This is a genomic window from Micromonospora sp. L32 (assembly GCF_052068055.1).
GTDB lineage: Bacteria > Actinomycetota > Actinomycetes > Mycobacteriales > Micromonosporaceae > Micromonospora > Micromonospora purpureochromogenes.
On the sequence record NZ_JBQHDD010000003.1, the window covers coordinates 203605 to 218691 of the forward strand.

At 76.2% G+C, this 15087-nt stretch carries 9 protein-coding genes; 5 read left to right on the forward strand and 4 right to left on the reverse strand.

Features of this window, described 5'->3' with window-relative positions:
• Positions 1 to 185: 185 nt before the first annotated feature.
• Positions 186 to 4769 carry an ATP-dependent helicase gene (locus ACTMTB_RS09845; protein ID WP_441144985.1) on the forward strand — a complete coding sequence of 1528 codons (4584 nt, stop codon included), beginning with the start codon at positions 186 to 188 and terminating at the stop codon, positions 4767 to 4769.
• A 653-nt stretch (positions 4770 to 5422) separates the two neighbouring features.
• Here ACTMTB_RS09845 and ACTMTB_RS09850 read toward each other — a convergent pair.
• A complete protein-coding gene (locus ACTMTB_RS09850) occupies positions 5423 to 5968 on the reverse strand; it encodes a hypothetical protein (RefSeq protein WP_441144331.1) in 546 nt (181 codons plus the stop codon).
• Positions 5969 to 6068: 100 nt separating this feature from the next.
• Between ACTMTB_RS09850 and ACTMTB_RS09855 the strand changes: the two genes are divergently transcribed.
• Both ACTMTB_RS09855 and ACTMTB_RS09860 read left to right on the forward strand, forming a co-directional pair.
• Positions 6069 to 6857 carry an SAM hydrolase/SAM-dependent halogenase family protein gene (locus ACTMTB_RS09855; RefSeq protein ID WP_441144333.1) on the forward strand — a complete coding sequence of 263 codons (789 nt, stop codon included), beginning with the start codon at positions 6069 to 6071 and terminating at the stop codon, positions 6855 to 6857.
• Between the two features lie 39 nt (positions 6858 to 6896).
• Positions 6897 to 7139 (forward strand): CPCC family cysteine-rich protein, encoded by a 243-nt coding sequence (locus ACTMTB_RS09860; protein WP_441144335.1) that lies wholly within the window; start codon positions 6897 to 6899, stop codon positions 7137 to 7139.
• A 129-nt stretch (positions 7140 to 7268) separates the two neighbouring features.
• On the opposite strand, the gene ACTMTB_RS09865 is transcribed toward ACTMTB_RS09860, so the two are convergent.
• Positions 7269 to 8537, reverse strand: a complete 1269-nt coding sequence (locus ACTMTB_RS09865) for a hypothetical protein (protein WP_441144336.1) — start codon at positions 8535 to 8537, stop codon at positions 7269 to 7271.
• Between the two features lie 108 nt (positions 8538 to 8645).
• On the opposite strand from ACTMTB_RS09865, the gene ACTMTB_RS09870 reads away from it, so the two are divergent.
• Together ACTMTB_RS09870 and ACTMTB_RS09875 are read left to right on the forward strand one after the other, a co-directional pair.
• Positions 8646 to 9479 (forward strand): zinc finger domain-containing protein, encoded by an 834-nt coding sequence (locus ACTMTB_RS09870; RefSeq protein ID WP_441144337.1) that lies wholly within the window; start codon positions 8646 to 8648, stop codon positions 9477 to 9479.
• 198 nt (positions 9480 to 9677) lie between these two features.
• Positions 9678 to 13286 (forward strand): hypothetical protein, encoded by a 3609-nt coding sequence (locus tag ACTMTB_RS09875; RefSeq protein ID WP_441144339.1) that lies wholly within the window; start codon positions 9678 to 9680, stop codon positions 13284 to 13286.
• Positions 13287 to 13322: 36 nt separating this feature from the next.
• On the opposite strand, the gene pspM is transcribed toward ACTMTB_RS09875, so the two are convergent.
• Complete coding sequence (gene pspM / locus ACTMTB_RS09880; RefSeq protein ID WP_441144341.1) at positions 13323 to 14108, reverse strand: phage shock envelope stress response protein PspM; 786 nt, start codon at positions 14106 to 14108, stop codon at positions 13323 to 13325.
• A gap of 23 nt (positions 14109 to 14131) precedes the next feature.
• The gene (locus ACTMTB_RS09885) at positions 14132 to 15016 is read right to left on the reverse strand and encodes a PspA/IM30 family protein (RefSeq protein WP_441144343.1); all 885 of its coding nucleotides are present in this window, start codon (positions 15014 to 15016) and stop codon (positions 14132 to 14134) included.
• Positions 15017 to 15087 lie beyond the last annotated feature (71 nt).

The window sequence follows — 15087 nt, forward strand, 5'->3', positions numbered from 1 at the left end:
AAGTTACTTTATGTTGCGCGTCACAAGCAAGCAGTTAGTTAAGACTTAACACGTCAAGCCGCTCATCCGACCCGTAAGCAGTCGCAGCCGGACAGACCGCGTCCGCGCCCGGCCGGATGTCACACCGACCGGGCAGGATGGAAGGCGTGACAGAGCAGGTGGGCGGGGCCGACGGCGCGCGGGTGATGGCCGGCTTCGGCGCGGCGACCCGGGAGTGGTTCACGGCCGCCTTCGCCGCGCCCACCCCGGCGCAGACCGGCGCCTGGCGGTCGGTGGCCGCCGGGCGCAACGCGCTGGTGGTCGCGCCGACCGGTTCCGGCAAGACGCTCGCCGCCTTCCTCTGGTCGCTGGACCGGCTGGCCAAGGAGCCGCCGCCCGCCGAGGCGCGGCAGCGCTGCCGGGTGCTCTACGTCAGCCCGCTCAAGGCGCTCGCGGTCGACGTCGAGCGCAACCTGCGCGCCCCGCTCGCCGGCATCCGCCAGGCGGCCACCCGACTCGGCATCGCACCCCCGGAGATCACCGTCGGGATGCGCACCGGCGACACTCCCGCCGACGAGCGGCGGGCCTTCGCCCGCACCCCGCCGGACATCCTGATCACCACGCCGGAGTCGTTGTTCCTGCTGCTCACCTCCGCCGCTCGGGATTCGCTGCGCGGCGTCGAAACGGTGATCGTCGACGAGGTGCACGCGGTCGCCGGCACCAAACGCGGCGCGCACCTGGCGCTCTCCCTGGAACGCCTCGACGAGCTGTTGGAGACCCCCGCCCAGCGGATCGGCCTCTCCGCCACCGTCCGGCCGATCGACGCGTGCGCCCGGTTCCTCGGCGGCGCCCGCCCGGTCGACGTGGTGCAGCCGGCCAGCACCAAGACCATCGAGGTGAGCGTCCAGGTCCCGATGGAGGACATGACCCGCCTCGACGAGCAGGAGCCGCCGGAGGACGACCTGGGCGGCCCGGGGCCGCGCCGGGCGTCGATCTGGCCGGCCGTCGAGGAACGGGTCTTCTCGCTGATCCGGGCGCACCGGTCGACCATCGTGTTCACCAACTCCCGGCGCAGCGCCGAGCGGCTCTGCGCCCGCCTCAACGAGCTCGCCGCCGACGAACTGGCGGCCGCGAGCGCCCCCGACGGCACGCCGGAAACGGGGTCCGAGGCCTGGGGCGGGCCGGTCGGGCCGCTCCGGGCCAATCGGCCGCCGGCCGAGGTGATGGCCCAGTCGGGCGCGGCGGTCGGCGCGCCGCCGGTGATCGCCCGCGCCCACCACGGCAGCGTGTCGCGCGAGGAGCGCAAGCACATCGAGGAGGCGCTCAAGTCCGGTCAGCTCCCCGCCGTGGTGGCCACCTCCAGCCTGGAGCTCGGCATCGACATGGGCGCGGTCGACCTGGTGGTGCAGATCGAGGCGCCGCCCAGCGTCGCGGCCGGCCTGCAACGGGTCGGCCGGGCCGGGCACCAGGTCGGCGCGGTCTCCCGGGGCGTGGTCTTCCCCAAGCACCGGGGCGACCTGCTCTCCTGCACGGTGGTCGCCGAGCGGATGGCCGAGGGCGCCATCGAGGAGCTGCACTACCCGCGCAACCCGCTGGACGTGCTGGCCCAGCAGGTCGTCGCGATGGTGGCCCTGGAGCCGTGGCGGGTCGGCGACCTGGCGGTGCTGGTCCGCCGGGCCGCCCCCTTCGCCGAGCTGCCCGACTCCGCGCTGCACGCCGTCCTCGACATGCTCTCCGGGCGCTACCCGTCCACCGCCTTCGCCGAGCTGCGCCCCCGGCTGGTCTGGGACCGCGCCGCCGACGTGCTCACCGGCCGGCCCGGGGCCCAGCGGCTGGCCGTCACCAGCGGCGGCACCATTCCCGATCGAGGGCTGTTCGGGGTCTTCCTGGCCGGCGCGGAACGCGCCGCCCGGGTCGGCGAGCTGGACGAGGAGATGGTCTACGAGTCGCGGGTCGGCGACGTCTTCCTGCTCGGCTCCTCCTCCTGGCGGATCGAGGAGATCACCCCCGACCGGGTGCTGGTCTCCCCCGCCCCCGGCCAGGCCGCCCGGATGCCGTTCTGGAAGGGCGACCAGCTCGGCCGGCCGGTGGAGCTGGGTCGGGCCATCGGCGCCCGGGTGCGGGCCCTGCTGCGGCAGAGCGACGAGACCGCGGTCGCCGCGCTGCGCGCCGGCGGGCTGGACGACTGGGCCGCCGGCAACCTGATGGCGTACCTGCGCGAGCAGAAGGCCGCGACCCGCTCGCTGCCGGACGACCGCACGGTGGTGGTCGAACGGTTCCGCGACGAGCTGGGCGACTGGCGGCTCGCCGTGCACAGCGTGCTCGGCGCCCGGGTCAACGGGCCCTGGGCGCTGGCCATCGGCCGCCGGCTAGCCGAGCGGTACGGGATGGACGCCCAGGTCATGCCCGCGGACGACGGCATCGTGGTGCGGCTGCCCGACACCGCCGAGGAGCCGCCCGGCGCCGACGTGGTGGTCTTCGAGCCCGACGAGATCGCCCAGCTGGTCGAGGAGTCCGTCGGCACCTCCGCGCTCTTCGCGTCCCGGTTCCGCGAGTGCGCCGCCCGGTCGCTGCTGCTGCCCCGCCGCGACCCGCGCCGCCGCCAGCCGCTCTGGCAGCAGCGCCAGCGCGCCGCGCAACTGCTCGACGTCGCCCGCGAGTACGCCGACTTCCCGGTCACCCTGGAGGCCGCCCGGGAATGCCTCCAGGACGTCTTCGACCAGCCGGCCCTGGCGGAGCTGATGCGCGACCTGACCGCCCGCAAGGTGCGCCTGGTCGAGGTGGAGACCGACCGCCCGTCGCCGTTCGCCCGCTCACTGCTCTTCGGCTACGTCGGCGCCTTCCTCTACGAGGGCGACGCCCCACTCGCCGAGCGCCGGGCCGCCGCGCTGGCGCTCGACTCGGCCCTGCTCGGCGAGCTGCTCGGCCGGGTCGACCTGCGCGAGCTGCTGGACCCGGCGGTGCTCGCCGAGACCGAACGGCAGTTGCGCTGGCTCACCGAGCAGCGCCGCCCCCGCGACGCGGAGGACGTCGTCGAGCTGCTTCGGGTGGTGGGCGACCTCGCCGAGGCGGAGCTGGCCGAGCGGGGCGCGCCGCTGCCCTGGCTGACCGAGCTGGAGGCCGCCCGCCGGGTGCTGCGGGTCCGGGTCGCCGGCGAGGAACGCTGGGTGGTCGTCGAGGACGCCGCCCGGCTCCGCGACGCGCTCGGCGTGGCGCTGCCGGTCGGGGTGGCCGAGGCGTACCTGGCGCCGGTGGCCGACCCGCTCGGCGACCTGGTCGCCCGGTACGCCCGCACCCACGGGCCGTTCGCGGCGACGACCTGCGCCGCCCGGTTCGGGCTCGGGGTGTTCGTGGTGGAGCAGGCGCTGCGCCGGCTCGCCGCCACCGGGCGGGTGGTCTCCGGGGAGTTCGCCCCGGACACCGTCGGCACCCAGTGGTGCGACGCCGAGGTGCTGCGGCTGCTGCGCCGGCGCAGCCTGGCCGCGCTGCGCCGGGAGATCGAGCCGGTGCCGCCCCGGGCCCTCGCGGCGTTCCTGCCCCGCTGGCAGCAGGTCGGCTCGTCGGCGCGGGGCGTGGAGGCGCTGGCCGCCACCATCGAACAGGTGCAGGGGGCGGCGGTGCCGGCGTCCGCGCTGGAACGGCTGGTGCTGCCCGCCCGGGTCGCCGACTACTCCCCCGCCCAGCTCGACGAGCTCTGCGCCAGCGGCGAGGTGGTCTGGGCCGGCGCCGGGGCGATCTCCGGCGGCGACGGCTGGGTCACCCTCGCGTACGCGGACACCGCGCCGCTGCTGCTGCCGCCGCCGGACGAGGCGCTGACCCTCACCCCGCTGCACGAGGCGGTCCTCGACGCCCTCGCCGAGGGGCAGGCGCTCTTCTTCCGCTCCCTGTCGGACCGGGTCGGCGCCACCGACGACGCGGTGCTGACCGGTGTGATCTGGGATCTGGTCTGGGCCGGTCACCTCACCAACGACACCCTCGCCCCACTGCGGGCCGTGCTCGGCGGCGGCGGGGCGCACCGGTCCCGGCCGTCCGCGCCGCGCACCCGCTACCGCCGCCCGGGCCGGGTCGCGCTGCCCACCCGGGGTGGCCCGCCGACCGTGGCCGGGCGCTGGTCCCGGCTGCCGGAGCGCGACACCGACCCGACCCGACGTTCCGCCGCGCTGGCCGACCTGCTGCTCGAACGGCACGGGGTGGTGACCCGGGGTGCGGTGATGGCCGAGCAGGTGGTCGGCGGCTTCGCCGCGGTCTACCCGGTGCTCTCCGCCCTGGAGGAGCGCGGCGCGGCCCGGCGCGGCTACTTCGTGGAGGGGCTGGGCGCGGCCCAGTTCGCCGTGCCCGGGGCGGTGGACCGGATCCGGGCCCTGGCCGACCCGGTCGACGGGGCGCGGGGCCGGGGCGGTCCGGCCGTGGTGCTCGCCGCCACCGACCCCGCCAACCCGTACGGGGCGGCGCTGCCCTGGCCGGAACGGGTGGTGGACTCCGGGGACGGGGTCGCCCCGGCGACCGGGCACCGGGCCGGGCGCAAGGCCGGTGCGCTGGTGGTGCTGGTGGACGGGGACCTGGTGCTCTACGTGGAGCGGGGCGGCCGGACGATCCTGTCGTTCGCCGACGACGCCGAAGCACTGGCCGCGGCCGGCAAGGCGCTCGCCGACGCGGTGCACTCCGGCGCGCTGGGGGCGATGTCGGTGGAGCGGGCCGACGGCGAGGCGGTGCGGTCCTCGCCGCTGCGCGACGCGCTGACCGCCGCCGGCTTCCGCGCCACCCCACGCGGGCTGCGGCTGCGCGGCTGACCCCGGGCTGTTCCGCCCTGCCACCGCGGTGCGACGGGCGGGCCGCACCGCCGCTGGTCTGGTCGCCCGCGTCGGCGGACCACTGCGGTGCGACGGGGCGGGCCGCACTGCCGCTGGTCTGCTCGCCCGGGCCGGCGGACCACCGCGTGCGAAGGGCGGGGCGCACCGCCGCTGGTCTGCCCGACCGGGCCGGCGGTCGACACGCTGGGCGACACCGTCACTGGGCGGCACCGTCACCGCAGCGCTTCTCGACCGCGCCCGGCCAGCGGCGGTCGGCACGGCGAACGTGATACCTCAGAGGCATATCGATACCTCTGAGGTATCACGCTCACGGGGATGTCCGCCGCCAGCGCAGCCTTGAACCGACGACCGGCGACCGGCGACCGGCGACCGGCGACCGCTTGCCGGCGTCCGGAGCGGACCGACGGCCAAGAGCAGGTCGGCGCCAGCGCAGGCTCGAACCGCTCGCCAGCGTCGGGGCGGACCGCTCACCGGCGTCGGGGCGGACCGCTCACCGGCGTCGGGGCGGACCGCTCACCGGCGTCCGAAACGGACCGCTCACCGGCGTCCGAGGCGGACCGACCGCCAGGAGCAGGGCGCGGACCTCGCCGGGCACCGGCGTCCGGAACCCGGACGGCACCCCGGCGCGGCGGTCAGCCCAGCTTGGTGAGGACGTCGTTGTAGCGCTTGCGCTCCGCCGCCCCGGTCTTCGTGTCCAGATAGCTGAGCACCACCGCACCCTTGCGGAAGGCGTCCGCACCCCAGACGTCCATCTGGTTGGTCGCGTTCGCCTCGGTGGGGAAGACGTACACCTTCACGGCGTCGGTGGTCAGCAGTTCGGCGCAGCCGATGCCGGCGCCGTCCGGTCCACAGTCGACCGTCCGGTTGCGCAGGTTGGTCACCTTCAGGCCGGCCGCCTTGAAGGCGTCGACGACCTTCCGGGCACCCGGGGTGCCGGCGGCCTTCGTCGGCATCCGGATCGCCGGAGTGGACGGGCTCTCCGACGGGGTACGGGGCGCCTTGCCGTTCGTCGGGGCGGCCGGGTCCTCGGGCGGCGGCGCCTCGCTGGTGGCGACGGCCTTCGGTGAGCCGTTGGCCCAGGAGGGGTCGCCGGGCTCGGGGTCGCTGCCGCAGGCGGCAAGCCCGAGGGCGAGCAGGATCGTCACGGCGGCCGGGAGGACACGAGCGCGTTTCGTCACCCCGGCAGTCTGCCGAACCCGGTGACCGGACGGCACCGGCCGGTCGGCCGACCGGCGTTCTCCGGTCAGCGCCGCCCACGCACCGGCTAGCCTTCTGCGCATGGCCCCGACCGCCTGGATCTCGCTGACCACCGACTACGGCCTCGCCGACGGGTTCGTGGCCGCCTGCCACGGGGTGATCGCCCGGCTCGCCCCGGCGGTGCGGGTCGTCGACGTGACCCATCTGGTGCCGGCAGGCGACGTCCGGCGCGGGTCGGCGGTGCTGGCGCAGACGGTGCCGTCCCTGCCGTACGCGGTGCACGTGGCCGTTGTCGACCCGGGTGTCGGCACCGCCCGGCGCGGGATCGCGCTGGTCACCCCGGGCGGGCTGCTGGTCGGGCCGGACAACGGCCTGCTGCTGGCCGCCGCCGAGGCCCTGGGCGGGCTCACCGCGGCGGTGGAGCTGACCAATCCGGAGTGGCTGGCCCCGGAGGTGTCCCGCACCTTTCACGGCCGGGACGTCTTCGCCCCGGTCGCGGCCCGGCTCGCCCTCGGCGCCCCGCCCGCCGACGCGGGGCCACCGGTGGACCCGGCCACCCTGGTCCGCCTGCCCGAACCGGTGCTGCGGCGGGACGCCGACGGATTCACCGCCGAGGTGCTGACCGTCGACCACTTCGGCAACGTCCAGCTCGCCGCCGGGGCCGACCTGCTGGCCGCGGTGCCTCCCACCGCGCGGGTGGCTGGGCGGGCCGCCGTCCGCGGGCGGACCTTCGCCGACGCGCCGGCCGGGGCGCTGGTGCTCTTCGTGGACTCCGCCGGCCTGCTGGCGGTGGCGGTGAACGGCGGCCGGGCGGCGGACCTGCTCGGGGTGGCGCCGGGCGACGTGGTCACGGTGTGCGGGCGGCGCTGACCCTGCCGCCGCGCCGTCCGGTGTGGAATGCTGCTCGGCGTGGGTGAGCTATGGGTACCGGTCGCCTGTCCCTGCTGCGCCGCGCGGACCGGCGGGGGCACCTGCCCGGTCTGCTTCTGGACGGACGACGGCCAGGCCGACGCGGACGCCGACGTGGTACGCGGCGGCCCGAACGGCGACCTCAGCCTCAGCCACGCCCGGCTGAACTTCGCGGTCTACGGCGCCAGCCACCCCCGCTACCAGGACATGGTCCGCTCCCCCCGCCCGGACGAGCGGCCCTGACGGAAGGGGCTGACCGCACAGCCCTGACCGCACGGCCCTGACCGCACGGCCCTGACCGGGCGACCCGCACCGGGCGAGTGGAGCGCGCGGACCGGCGGGACGTCCGCGCCCCGCCGGTCCCGAGCCGGGTCAGCAGAGCGACACGGTCCCGCCGTAGACGGCGGAGATGTACGCGTGGCTGACGTACTGGCCGCCGGCCAGCCGGTTCCATCGGTTGGTGGTGCGGTACGGCCCGGTCACCGTCTGCCCGACGACGTAGCACTGGATCGGCACGTTGGCGTACCTGGCGGCGAGCCCGCGCACGCCGTACCCGGTGCCGGGGCCGGTACGGACGTTGAGCGGCCCGTCGCCGACCACGCCCCTCGGTCCGGTCCCGGTCCACAGGTACGCGACGTCGACCCAGGCGTTGTCGGTCAGCCGCAGCCCGTCCCAGAATGTGCCGTCGGCCAGGTCGATGCCGGCCGGGTTGCGCACGGTGCGCCCGAACTGGTCCCGCCCGCCGTTGTAGCCCGACTGGTACGCCGCCTGTGCCTCCGGCCGCCCCTGCGGCAGGTCCTTCCAGTTCTCCCGGACCGCGCTGGGGTTCCAGTAGTCGTCCCGGGTGTTCCACGGCCCGACGTCCCAGACCGGGGCGTACTCGCAGCGGCTGCCGCTGGTGGTGCAGACCCGCACCGTGTAGTCGCCGGTGTTGAGCGGCGAGAGCGCGCGCCGGCTGGGCAGCGCCACGAAGTGGTCCCGGGCCTGGATGATCCGGCCGTTGGCGGTCTGCCCGCCGACCGACCCCTCGCGGGTGGCGAAGACCCGGTAGACGAGGCCGGCGGTGGCGGCCGAGACGGTGGCGACGGTGTCGGCGGTGAGCTCGACGGCGCGTACCGACGCGGTGGCGCGGGGGTCGCGGGCGGTGAGCAGCACCCGGGTCTGGACCCGGGTGACCGGCCGGTCGAAGACGGCGCCCGCGCCGGCGGCCTCCCGCCACTCGGTCCAGCCGGCGGCCCGCCAGCCCCGCACCTGGGCCTGCACCCCGCCGCCCCCCGCCACCTCGGCGGTGACCTGGGCGCGTACCCGGGTGGCCGGGCGGGCCAGGGTGCGCGGCGCGGCCAGCAGGGCGCCCTCGGCGACCGGCCCGCCGACGGCGGCGGGCCGGGTGCGGGCGGCCGGCCGGGTGTCGGCGAGCCGCAGCCGGCCGGCGCTCCAGCGGACGTTGACGTCGTCGCCACCGGCGACGGCGAGGTCGGCGGCCCAGCGCTCGGCGCCCGGCCCGGCGGCGGTGGCGGCGGGGACGGTGGGACCGGTCCGGGGCGCGGCGAGCGCGGCGGCGGGGACGACACTCGCGGCGGCGGTGGCGGTCAGCACGCCCGCGAGCAGGGAAGACAGGGTACGAGATGGGGGACAGTCCACGGCATTCTCCTCAGAACCTCCTGATAGTGCGTTGTCAAGACATGAAGGGGAAGCACCGCACAAATAGCGACACATGCGAATTCAGCTCGGCCGAGGGAGGATGGTGGGGTGCCCGAAGGCGACACCGTCTGGAACACCGCCCGCGTCCTGCACCGGGCGCTGGCCGGCGCTGCCCTGACCGGCAGCGACTTCCGGGTGCCGCAGCTGGCCACCACCGACCTCACCGGATGGACCGTGCGCGAGTCCGCCAGCCGCGGCAAGCACCTGCTGCTGCGCCTGGCCGCGCCCGAGGAACGGTCGGACGTCCGGCACTGGACGCTGCACTCGCACCTGCGGATGGACGGCGCCTGGCGGGCGTACGCGCCAGGGGAACGCTGGGCGGCGCGGCCCGCGCACCTGATCCGGGTGGTGCTGCGCGCCCCGAGCGCGGTGGCCGTCGGCTACCACCTGCACGAGCTGGCCCTGCTGCCGACGGCTGAGGAGGAGTCCCTGGTGGGGCACCTCGGCCCCGACCTGCTCGGCCCGGACTGGGATGCGGCCGAGGCGGTCCGCCGGCTCGCCGCGCACCCGGAGGCCACCATCGGCGAGGCGCTGCTGGACCAGCGCAACCTCGCCGGGGTGGGCAACCTCTACAAGTGCGAGGTGCTCTTCCTGCGCGGCCTCTCGCCGTGGACCCCGGTCGGGGCGGTGCCCGACCTGGCCGGCACGGTGGCGCTGGCCCAGCGGCTGCTCGCGGCCAACCGGGGCCGCTGGACGCAGAGCACCACCGGCTCGCTGCACCGGGGCGGGACCAGCTACGTCTACGGCCGGCGCGCGCAGCCCTGCCGGCGCTGCGGCACCGCCATCCGCAAGGAGGAGCTGGGCGAGCGGGTCACCTACTGGTGCCCGAGGTGCCAGCCGGCACCCGACCCGGCACAGAGCCCTGACCCGATACAGCCCTGACCCGACACAGCCCTGACCCAGCCCGACCCGACACGCCGGTCCGACGGGACACGTACCGGATTGGAACGATTGGGTAGTTCCTAACCGGCCTCCCAGGTCGCATGCTGCGGTTGAGTGCTCACCGCTCGTCACTGCCGGGCGCGACCACCCGCCACGTCGAGGTGGCGGCCTTCGTGCCCCCAGGCCCCGGGGAGAGCCATGGCCCTGTTCCGCAGACTGCGCTCCAGCTGGCCGGTCCGCGCGGTCCGCACCGACCGCGTCGGCGGACCGACGGTGCCGGCGGCGCGTACCGGCGAGCCGGCCGGACCGGCGCCGGCCAGCCTGGACCCGGCCGCCGTCCCACGCTGCTTCGGGCCGGTACCGAACTTCGCGCACAGCCCGCTGCCGGCGCTCGACGGGCACGGCCGGGTGGTGCCGGGCACCGGCATCCGCAAGTTCGTCGACGCGCTGCCGCTGCCCGGCCCGCTCGGGCGCAACGGGCTGGGCGCGCACCTGCCGGTGGCCGTCCCGGACACCATCAGCTACCCGGGCTGCGACTACTACGAGATCGGGCTCTGCGAGTACACCCAGCGGCTGCACCGCGACCTGCCCACCACTCGGCTGCGCGGCTACCGGCAGCTCAACCTCGGCACCGACCCCGACGGGCACAACACCGTCGCCCCGCCGGAACGGCCGTACCACCTGGGGCCGATGATCGTCGCGCGGCGGGGGCGGCCGGTGCGGGTCAAGTTCATCAACCAGCTGCCCACCGGGCGGGCCGGCGAGCTCTTCCTTCCGGTCGACACCACCCTGGACGGTGCCGGCATCGGGCCGCTGGACGGGCCGGCGCCGTACCCGCAGAACCGCGCCGTGCCGCACCTGGCCGGCGCGCAGACCGGCTGGACCAGCGCCGGGAACCCGTGGCAGTGGGTGACGCCGGCGGGCGAGATCACCCCGTACCCGAACGGGCCGGGGCTGAGCCACGTGCCGGACATGCCGCCCCCCGGCCTGGGCGCCACCACGCTCTACTTCCCGAACGAGCAGAGCGGGCGGCTGATGTGGCTGCACGACAACACCCTCGGGATGTCCCGACTGACCGTCTACTCCGGACAACTGGCCCCCTATTTACTCACCGACCCGGCCGAGGAGCGGTTGGCGGCCGACGGGGTGCTGCCCGCCGAGCAGTTCCCGCTGGTGATCCAGGACAAGACGTTCGTCCCCGACGACGCCCAGCTCGCCGCCGAGGACCCGACCTGGGACCGGGATCGGTGGGGGGCCCGGGGCAACCTCTGGCACCCGCACGTCTACCAGCCCCGGCAGAACCCGTACGTCACCTCCGGGCGCAACCCGACCGGGCGGTGGGACTACGGCCCCTGGGTACCCGGTTCGGGCGGCGACGACCCACTCTGGGTCGGCCCGGTGGACAACCCGCACCACGACCCGGTCGCCGCCCCGGAAGAGCCGCCCCGCGCGCCGGGCCTGCCGCACCCGAGCGCGGTGCCCGAGGCGTACGGGGACACCGCGCTGGTCAACGGGGCCGCGTACCCGTACCTGAAGGTGCAGCCGAAGGCGTACCGGTTCCGGATCCTCAACGCCTGCACCGACCGCAGCCTCAACCTGGCGCTCTACCGGGCCCGCTCGGACGCCGCCATGTGGCACCCGGACGGCGCGCTGGCCGACGCCGGGGCCGGCGAGGTGCCGATGGCGGAGGCGATGCGCGCCTCGGGACGGCCCACCGACTGGCCCACCGACGGGCGGGAGGGTGGCGTGCCCGACCCCCGGGCGGCCGGGCCCCGCATGATCCGCATCGGCAACGAGGGCGGCCTGCTCCCCGCGCCGGTGGTGGTGCCGAACCGGCCGGTCGGCTACCGCTACGACCGGCGCGACCCGACCGTGCTCAACGTGGACACCCACGCGCTGCTGCTCGCCCCCGGCGAACGGGCCGATGTGGTGGTGGACTTCTCCACCGTCCCGCCCGGCGGCACGCTGATCCTCTACAACGACGCCCCGGCTCCGCTGCCCTGCTTCGATCCCCGCTACGACCAGCACAGCGACGCGCCGGACCGCAGCGCCGAGGGCGGCGTCGCCGGCACCCGCCCCGGGTACGGCCCGAACACCCGCACCCTGCTCCAGTTCCGGGTGGCCGGCACCCCGGCCGAGCCGTACGACCTGGGCCGCCTGGTCGAACGGCTGCCCGGGGCGTACGCGGCCAGCCAGCGACCGCCGATCGTGCCGCAGCCGGAGTACGACGCGGCCTTCGGCACCCGTACCGCCGGGCGGACGCTGGTGCCGGTGCACGCCACCACGGTCAGCTTCACGCCGGCCGGCGCCACCGCCCCGGTGACCCTGCCGATCCAGGTGAAGACGGTCGGGCAGGTCTTCGAGCCGGGGCACGGCCGGCAGGCCGGGCGGCTCGGCGTCGCCCACCCGCACGCGGGGCCGCTCGGCCCGGCGTCCCTGCCGCTGGGTCCGGCTGACCCGGCGACCGAGGTGCTGGTCGCCGCCGAGCCGGACGGGCTCCCGGGCGCGGCGGCCGACGGCACCCAGGTGTGGCGGATCAGCGGCACCGGCCGGCAGACGCACGTGGTGCGGATCAGCGGCTGCGACGTGCAGCTGGTCAACCGGGTCGGCTGGGACGGCACCGTCCGGCCCCCGGACGGTGGGGAGCTGGGCTGGAAGGAGACCATCCGGGTGAACCCGGCCGAGGACGTGGTGGTCGCGCTGCGCCCGGTGGTGCCCCCGCTGCCGTTCAAGATCGGCGACAGTCTCCGGCTGCTCGACCCGACCCGCCCGGCCGGCGCCCGGGTCGGCTCCACCCCGGTCAGCCCGCTGGACGGGCGCCCGGCGACGGTGGTCAACCAGCTGGTCAACCTGGGCTGGGAGTACCGCTGGTCCAGCGGCGCGGCCGGCCACCGCGACCTGGGGATGAGCCGGCCGCTGGTGCTGCGGGTCGCCCCCCGCGGGCCGAGCGGGCTCACCGCGACGCCGGTGCCCGGCTCGGCGACGGCGCTGCCGGCGATCGCCCTGGCCTGGACCGGCAACGGCAGCCGCCCGCCGGCCAGCAGCCACCTGCTCCAGCGGGCCACCGACCCGGCCTTCACCGAGGGGCTGACCACGATCACGGTGGCGGCCACCGCCACCCGGTACACCGACGCGACGGTCACCCCCGGCGTCACCTACCACTACCGGATCCGGGCGGAGAACGCGGTGAGCTGCTCGGCCTGGTCCAACAGCGTCCCCGCGTCGGTACGGCTCAGCGCGCCGACCGGGATCGCCGCCGCCGTCCCGCCGGCCGCGCCGCTGCGGATCGCGCTGCGCTGGACGAACCGCTCCTTCGCCACCGGGATCGACGTGCAGCGGGCCACCAACCCCACCTTCACCAGCGGGCCGGCCACCACCGCGGTCGGCGTGGCGGACAACCACCTCGACCCGGCCGTCGCCCCGGACACCACGTACTACTACCGGGTGCGCACCACGTACCTCGGCGCGGCGTCGCCGTGGTCGACGGTGGCCACGGTGACCACCCCGCCGGCCCCGACGGTGCCGACCGGGGTGACCGCCACCCCGAGCGCCCCCGCGCCGGACACGGCCACGGTGGTGCTGAACTGGGCGGCGGGTACGCCGAACGGGCCGGGCGCGGGCTTCACCGTGCAGCGGGCGCTCGACCCGTCCTTCACCCGGGAGGTGGCCACCTTCACCGTCACCGGTCGCGGCTTCACCAACACCGGGCTGGCCCGGGGCGTGACCTACCACTACCGGATCCGCTCGTTCAACGTGGTCGGCAGCTCGCTGTTCACCGGCCCGATCCCGGTCACCACGCCGGACTGAGCCGGCCCGGGCAGCGGTCTGCCCGGGCGGGGCCGGTCAGCGGCTGGGAGAACGCAGTGGCTCGCCGACGGCGCGCAGCTCGGCCAGGGCCGACGCCACGCCGTGCAGCAGGTCGGTCGCCTCGGTCAGCCGGGAGGCCGCCGGATGCTCGGTGCTGGGGCGGGCGTCCTCGGCGACGTAGCCGGCCGCCGCCGCCACCAGCCCCTCGTACGCGGCCACCCCGCTGTCGAGCTGGCCGATCAGCGTCCGGTGCGCCTCGGCGAGGCGGGGCCGGGCCTCGGCCGGGGCCAGCTTGAGGGCGCGTTCCACGCTGGCCGCCCGGCCGGCCAGGTCCCGCAGCGAGCGGTCGGCCGCAGCGGCCTCCAGCACCGCCGGCTCGGCCAGCCCGGTCAGCCGGGGCGCCATCCCGGCGAGGGTGAGCGCCGCCCGATCCAGCCGGGCCCACGCCTGCGCGGCGGTGGTGCCGCGCAGCGCCAACCGGGACCGGACCCGGCGCACCTCGGCCAGCACACCCGGGCCGACGGGAAGGCGCTCCACGGCGGCGACCAGCCGGGCCCGGGACCGGGCGGCGGCCTCGGCCGGGTCGAGGGCGGGCGGCGCCGGCCGGGCGGCGAGGGCCCGCAGGTCGACCCAGCGCCAGGCAGCCAGCGCCACCGCGCTGCCCGCGGCGCCGGCCCAGGCCGCGTCGGGCAGCCCGAGCCCCGCGTACGGGGTCAGCACCGCCGCCGCGCCGCCGAGCCCACCGGCCAGGACGCTCCACCGTCGGGCCGAACGCCGCAACCGGCGCAGCCGACGGAAGTGTCGTGCTCGCTCGTCCGCCACCCGTACCTCCTCGTGCCGTCCGCTCAGCCGGCGGCGGTGGTGTCCCCCGTGCCGCGGTCGCGGGTCATGCTCGCCCGGATCTCGTCGAGCCGGGCGGCGGCGGCCGGGTCGGCCGCCGGGGCGGCCGACTGGGCGGCCGGCTGGGTCTGCTGCTGCACGCCCGGTCGTTCCTGCTTGCCGAGCTGGTCACCGGCCATGCTGGCGCGGATCTGCTCCAGCCGGGACGAACCGGCACTGTCCAGCGTCGACTTCTGGATCTCCAGCATCCGCCCCTCGACGGAGTTGCCGGCCAGCTCGGCACGGCCCATCGCGTTGGCGTAGCGGCGCTCGATGCGGTCGCGCACCTCGTCCAGCGAGGGGGTGTTGCCGGGGGCGGTGACCGCGGACATCGACTCCAGCGAACGGGCCACGCTCTCCTGCATCTTGGCCTGCTCCAGCTGGCTGAGCAGCTTGGTGCGCTCGGCGAGCTTCTGCTGGAGGATCATCGAGTTGTTCTCGACCGCGCGGCGGGCCTGGGCGGCGGCGCCGAGCGCCTGGTCGTGCAGGGTCTTCAGGTCCTCGGTGGCCTGCTCGGCGGAGACCAGCTGGGTGGCCAGCACCTGGGCGGACTGCTCGTAGCGGCCGGCCTCGGTCTCGTCGCCCCGGGCGCGGGCCTGGTCGGCGAGGACCAGCGCCTGCCGGGCGTTGGCCTGGAGCCGTTCGACCTCGGACATCTGCCGGGAGAGCTTCATCTCCAGCTGGCGCTGGTTGCCGATCACCGCGGCCGCCTGCTGGACCAGCGCCTGGTGCTGGCGCTGCGCCTCCTCGATGGCCTGCTGGATCTGCACCTTCGGATCGGCGTGCTCGTCGATCTTGGCACCGAAGAGCGCCATCAGGTAGTGCCAGCCCTTGACGAACGGGTTCGCCATCTCCGCGGTATCCCCTCAGTAGCGTCGCTGCGCCTCGACCGGAGCCGGACCGGCCGACCGGCCACGCGGTG